General features: G+C 63.0%; 5 protein-coding genes, 1 pseudogene and 1 riboswitch. Of the genes and pseudogenes, 4 read left to right on the top strand and 2 right to left on the bottom strand.

The features are described 5' to 3' along the window. Positions 1–390 (bottom strand): annotated as a pseudogene (locus tag SY1_RS08980) (Rpn family recombination-promoting nuclease/putative transposase); the annotation flags it as partial. Positions 391–441: 51 nt separating this feature from the next. Further along, complete coding sequence (locus SY1_RS08975; protein ID WP_208873520.1) at positions 442–756, bottom strand: hypothetical protein; 315 nt, start codon at positions 754–756, stop codon at positions 442–444. Positions 757–1,194: 438 nt separating this feature from the next. Continuing rightward, a riboswitch (cobalamin riboswitch) is annotated at positions 1,195–1,350 on the top strand. A 220-nt stretch (positions 1,351–1,570) separates the two neighbouring features. Here SY1_RS08975 and SY1_RS08970 point away from each other — a divergent pair. The 4 genes from SY1_RS08970 to SY1_RS08955 all read left to right on the top strand — a co-directional run bounded on the left by SY1_RS08970 (position 1,571) and on the right by SY1_RS08955 (position 5,881). After that, the gene (locus SY1_RS08970; protein WP_015556833.1) at positions 1,571–2,581 is read left to right on the top strand and encodes an ABC transporter substrate-binding protein; all 1,011 of its coding nucleotides are present in this window, start codon (positions 1,571–1,573) and stop codon (positions 2,579–2,581) included. Between the two features lie 27 nt (positions 2,582–2,608). Continuing rightward, complete coding sequence (locus tag SY1_RS08965) at positions 2,609–3,673, top strand: FecCD family ABC transporter permease (RefSeq protein ID WP_015556832.1); 1,065 nt, start codon at positions 2,609–2,611, stop codon at positions 3,671–3,673. Beyond that, the gene (locus SY1_RS08960; protein ID WP_015556831.1) at positions 3,670–4,479 is read left to right on the top strand and encodes an ABC transporter ATP-binding protein; all 810 of its coding nucleotides are present in this window, start codon (positions 3,670–3,672) and stop codon (positions 4,477–4,479) included. Before SY1_RS08965 ends, SY1_RS08960 begins: the two co-directional genes overlap by 4 nt. Positions 4,480–5,152: 673 nt before the next feature. Beyond that, the gene (locus tag SY1_RS08955; protein ID WP_015556830.1) at positions 5,153–5,881 is read left to right on the top strand and encodes a cyclase family protein; all 729 of its coding nucleotides are present in this window, start codon (positions 5,153–5,155) and stop codon (positions 5,879–5,881) included. Positions 5,882–5,992 lie beyond the last annotated feature (111 nt).

Below are 5,992 nucleotides of genomic sequence, written 5' to 3'. Positions count from 1 at the left end.
ATAGAGCGACCGAGGCCCCGTCCAGGGCTCTTCGCCAAAGTAAAGGACCAACGTCACCACGGGGTAGAGGCCGCCTTTTTCAGACAGCTGGTTGCGGTAATCCGCCCCCTCGTATCCCAGCACCCGAAGCGGCATGTCCCTGTCGATCCGGGTTTGATTCTCAAAGCCGATCAGCGAGATGACGATCCCTTCCGGAGCCCACAGCTTGGAGACGTCCCGTTCCTGCTCGCGGAGTTTGCCGTCCGCCTTGTACTGGGTGCGCGCCTGCGTATCACGCAGGTCGTCGGGGAGAATCCGCCTCTCTCCGTTGAAGAGCAGCACGTTCACGATGTCCGCAAAAACGTCATTGTAGGACTCAAGGTGCCGTTCCGTGATGTCCTTCTCAGGCATCCCCCGACCTCCTGTCGCCTATGTTGTCTTCATTATAGCAAAGTCGGGCCGTCAGCCCAAAACGCAGCGCCGGAGGCGGTGCTGCGGCATCGTTCGCCTGCACCGGCCCTCCAGGTCCAGTGCAAGCGAGCCGCCCTTCTTGCCCTCGCCAGGTTTCTTGCCGTCATCAGGCTTCTTTCCGTAAAAGGACGTGGCCTTCCCGGTGTTGGACCTGGACACCAAACCATACTGTTTGATGGTGCCCGTGACATTCCATACCGTACAGAACCACCAGAACCACGAATCCGGTTTCACAGCCACGTCGTTCGAGACCCGGACGTTCACCAGACGATCGTTCCCCGATGGCGTCATCTCCGTCGGTGTCAACGTCAATAACGGGTGCGCTTGAAAAAATCAGCCCATTCAAGGCCAAATCGACGATCATCCCCACGCGGCCTGAGGCTTGAATCCCAGCGCTGGCCCTCTGAGGGTCAAGCGGTCCCCGCCCCAATCGTCAACCACGCAGAACCGCGGCGCGACACAATATTTACCCCCGCATCAACATCAACGGTCACCAAAGCACCCTCGATAAACGCCTTGTCGCCGACCGATGGCGGACCATCTTAAGGAAGCCAGTTGTCAGGGGTACTCCACTTTGTGTCGCCTCCAACGCCCTTCCACGTATCAATCTTCGCCAACGCGGTCCCGGCAAGGCTCAGAGCGAAGGCCGCCGCCAGCGCCGCCACGCCTGCGACATTGGCCCTGCGCGCGCCTTTCATTTTTCCTCCCCTCGTGCTAAGATGACGGCACAGGTCAAGGCCGTGCGGCAGCGCGCAAGCGCTCCAAGAGGGAAGGGGGTGCAAGTCCCCCGCAGCTTCCACTACTGTAAGCGACGACGAGAGGACATCAGGCCACTGTCCCGGCAGGACGCCGGAGCGGGAAGGCGTCCTCGAGGAGGAATCGCAAGCCAGGAGACCTGCCCACGCGCCGCAGCAAGAACTCCCGGGACAGGGGAGCGGCGGCTTTTTTCCAGGATCTTTGCGTTCGCGCGCCGAGGGACCCCGTCCGTGGAGGGCGGGGCCTTTTTGTTGTGCGCTTCGCGCTTATTTTTTAAGAAGGGGGGTGACGGTGGAGGGAGGGACCGCGGCGTCTGCGTTTTTCCGTTTGCGTTTATGATCAGCGAATCGAGGAGGAAGTCTTGATGAGAAACAGGTTCTTTGCTTTTGTGCTCTGCGCGGCGGCCGCGCTCCTGCTGGCCCTGTCCCCGGCGGAGGCCGCGCGGACGGCATACCCCGTCACGATCGACAACGGGGACCGGCAGGTGACGTTCGAGAAGGCGCCGGAGCGGGTCGTGACCAACGGCGACGGCAACATCATCGAGCTGATGTTCGCCCTCGACCTGGACGACAGGCTCGCCGGCTACGCGGGCTTCCCGGAGTACGGCGGCCAGGTCGCGCCGGACCACCGGGAGAGGCTCAAGAAGATCCCCGTCGCCGCACCGGGCTACATCACGCTCGAGGTGCTGCTGGGGCAGAAGCCGGACCTCTTCCTGTCCGGCTACCAGTACGGGACGAGCGTTCCGGGCGACACGTCGGCCGGAGCCATCACGCCGGACGAGCTGGAGAAGCACGGCGTCAAGTGCTACAACATCACGGAGTCCCTGATCCGCGTCATGAAGAAGCCGCCGGTGAGCCTCGAGGACACCTACACGGACCTGAGGAACCTGGGCATCATCTTCGACGTGCAGGACCGCGCGGAGCAGTGCATCGCTTCCATGAAGGAGCGCGCCGCAGCCGTGGAGGCGAAGCTGGCAGACGTGGACGCGGCGAAGCCGATCGGCGTCTTCATCTATCAGACGTGGAACGCGCCGGACCAGCCCCCGCGCACGGTGGGCGCCCAGGCCATGCCGAGCGCCCTGATGAAGATGGCGAAGGCCCGCAACGTCTTTGACGACATCGACGACAGCTACGTCAAGGCCACCTGGGAGGACGTCGTGGGGCGCAACCCGGACGTCATCCTGATCCTGGAGTGCGGAAACGCCAACGGCGCGGAGCGAAAGAAGCTCCTGATGGAGGACCCCGTCCTTCAGGGCGTGAAGGCGATCCAGGACGACCGCGTCATCGTCATCAGGGTTGAGGAGACGTATCCGGGCCCGCGGGCCGTCATCGGCCTCGAGGCCATCGCCCGGGCGCTCTACCCCGACCGGTTCTAGCCGCGCCACCCTGCTGGCGGACCTCTCATGAGTCCTCTCTCCCCCTTCAGGAGGACGGGCGTTCCCGCGCTCGTCCTCCTCGCCCTCCTGCTCCTGACGATGACCTTCGGCGTCTCCACCGGTCCGGTGCCCATCCCCTTCGGAAGGGTCTGGGGCATCGTCCTGCATCAGGTCTTCCCCGACTGGCAGGCCATGGCTCAGGACTGGCCGCAGAACGAGGTCAGCATCGTCTGGCAGCTCCGGCTTCCCCGCGTGCTCCTGGGGGCCATCGTCGGGGCCGGGCTGATGATGGCCGGCGCGGCCATCCAGTCGCTGGTGCGCAACTCCCTGGCGGACCCCTACCTGCTCGGCATCTCCTCCGGCGGCTGTGCGGGCGCAGTGGCGGCCCTCCTGCTCCTGGGAAAGGTCCTGGGCAGCAGCTACACCGGCCTGTCCACCGTCTTCCTCATGGCCTTCCTCGGCTCCCTCCTGGCCTTCGGCCTCGTCCTCCTCATCGCCGCGCAGGGGGAAGGGCTCACGCCCATGCGCATGATCCTGTCGGGGCTGGCCGTCAGCTACATGTTCACGGCCCTCACGAACTTCATGGTCTACCTCAACCAGCGGAGCGGGGCCGAGAGCGCGATGTTCTGGATGCTGGGCGGTCTGGGCGGCGCGCGTTGGGACCGGCTTCCGATCCCCCTCGCGGTCACCGCGGCCTGCCTCGTCCTCCTCGTCCTTCAGGGGCGGTCCCTCAACGCGCTGATGCTGGGGGACGAAAGCGCGGCGGCTCTGGGCGTGGACGTCCGGCGCTTCAGACGCTTCCTGTTCGCGCTCACGTCGCTCCTGACGGGAACGCTGGTGGCCGTCAGCGGCTCCATCGGCTTCGTTGGGCTCGTGGTGCCGCACGTCATGCGCATGACCGTCGGCGCGGACCATCGGCGCATCCTGCCCCTGGGCGCGCTGGTCGGCGCCATCTTCCTCATTCTCGCGGACGCCTTCTCCCGCGCGGTTCTGGCGCCCCGTGAGCTCCCCCTCGGCGTCGTGACGGGCTTCGTCGGCGCGCCGTTCTTCATCTGGCTCCTCAGGCGGAGCGGGAGGCAGGGGCGGTCATGAGCGCAACGCTGAAGGTCGAGGCCCTCCGATGGGGCGCGGAGGGCCGCCCCATCGTCCAGGGCGTCTCACTCACGGTGGAGGAGGGCGAGTTCGTGGGCGTCATCGGCCCGAACGGCAGCGGGAAGTCCAGCCTGCTGCGCTGCATCTACCGCGCCAGCCGGCCCCAGGGCGGCACCGTCCTCCTGGACGGCCGCGACCTGTGGCGGATGCCGGTGAAGGAGGCCGCGCGGCACGCTGCCGCCGTGCCGCAGGAGATGCCGACGCAGTTCGAGTTCACCGTCCGCGAGATCGTGGCCATGGGGCGCTATCCCCACAAGGGGCCCTTCAGCGGCGTGGACGCGCGGGACGAGGCGCTCGTCGATCGGGCGCTCGAGTACGTCGGGATGACCCCCTGCGCCGAACGGACGTTTGCATCGCTGTCGGGCGGTGAGAAGCAGCGCGCGCTCATCGCGCGGGCCATCGCCCAGGACGCCGGCCTTCTGCTCCTGGACGAGCCGACGAATCACCTGGACGTCTACTATCAGTTGGAGATCCTGGACCTGATCCGCAGCGCCGGCGTCAGTTGCCTCGTCGTGATGCACGACCTGAACCTGGCCGCGCAGCACTGCGACCGCCTGTACGTCATGCACGACGGGCGCGTCGTCGCCGGCGGAAGGCCGCGGGACGTCCTGACCCCGGAGCTGATCCGCCGCGTGTACCGCGTGGAGGCAGAGGTCACGACCGCGCCGGGCGGCGCGCCCCACGTGCTGTTCCTCCGCGCCCTCAAGCCGCAGAGGACGGCAGAGCTCAAACCAAACCGCGCTTAAAAGCGTGGCTCGCCTTCCAAAAAGGGGAGGTGGCCTAAAGGGTCGGAAGATGCGTTTCGCCTCCCTGCAAGGGGAGGCAATCCACATTAGACGCGATTTGGTATCCGATGTCCTTCCTTCGGTAAATCGGTCAGGCTATCCAGAAAGAGACCCCATAGAGGAGCACCGTCAGGACAGGGAGCCTCAGTTCCGAACGACAAAAACCCTTTTTTTATCAAAAAACAACAAAAATATTTTTATTATTTTGTGGTTTTATCTGATGACATTATGCCTTTTCGGGGCATAGAATGGCATTAAGTTGCACAGTTCTACGTTTTATTTCCTTCGCGGTCGCCCGAAACTCGAGGGAGTGAGCCGAAGTGGTTCGTCTCCCTTCCGGTGGCCTTCTTGTCCGCCTGTATTCGTGCGCTTTTGATCCGTTTATGACTTATGGTTTCGTTCTGACGCCATGGTGTACTCGAAGCGGATCCATCTCGCAGGATAAAGTCGATAGCTGAAATTTTTATCCGTTTTCGGGAAAATCGTGCATAGCCTCATGTCGGGCATGGAAAGGACAGCCGCAGGTGATGGCGGAGGGGGTGGTGTCCGTAACGGATTTTTAGTGTGGTATTCCGTATCGCGTGGCGCTGAGGGGTCGTTGTCCGGTGAATGGAGTCGAGGAGGAGGGGGACTCATGAACTTCAACCAGAAGTGGAAAATCATCGATTTGAGCCAGGAGATCTATGAGGGGATGCCTGTTTTCGGCATGCATCAAAAGACCTTTTTCATGGTGAACCAGACCCACGAACAGAACATGAAGGATACGGGCTCCAAGACCCTTGGGTTCTCGGCCAGGAACATGTTGATCAGCGAGCACGGCCCCACGCATTCCGACGCGGTCTGGGAGTTCAAGCCGGATGGGCCGACCATCGAGAAAATGGCGCTGGAGCTCTTCTATGGGGATGCCATCTGCGTCGACCTCCGGCACGTCCGGTATCCGGACTACATCGAGGTGAAGGATATCGAGGAGGCCTTGGAGAAGCATGGCCTCGATATCCGAAAAGGGGACATCTTCCTGATGTACACGGGGCACTACGAGAGGACGTATCCCGACAGGGGGTATGGTGGCATCACGGCCAAGCACTCCGGCGTATCCTATGAGGCCGCAAAGTGGCTGGCCGAAAAAGGCGTGGTGAACATCGGCGTCGATTCTCCGGCAATCGACCAGACCCCCGACGACCTGGATTTCTCCGGTCATCTCGTCTGCGGGGAGTTCGGAATCACGAATACGGAGAACCTGTGCAACCTGGACAAGGTGGTCGGGAAGCGTTTCATCTATATGGGGCTTCCCCTGAGGATCCGTGCCGGCAGCGGGTCTCCGATACGTGCCGTAGCCCTAGTCGAGAGGGAACCGGAGCCCTAAGCCATTCTTTCGGCGACGTCGCCGGGTGCGTCCCCTGAAAAACCGTTCGGTTGGTCTCCCTGCTGATGGTTTTCAGGGAGCTTTTTACGATGTTCGGCATATTTTTTATCC

This window comes from Fretibacterium fastidiosum, from assembly GCF_000210715.1.
In the GTDB taxonomy this organism is placed as follows: Bacteria; Synergistota; Synergistia; order Synergistales; family Aminobacteriaceae; genus Fretibacterium; species Fretibacterium fastidiosum.
This window is presented reverse-complemented; position numbering and strand designations above follow the sequence as displayed.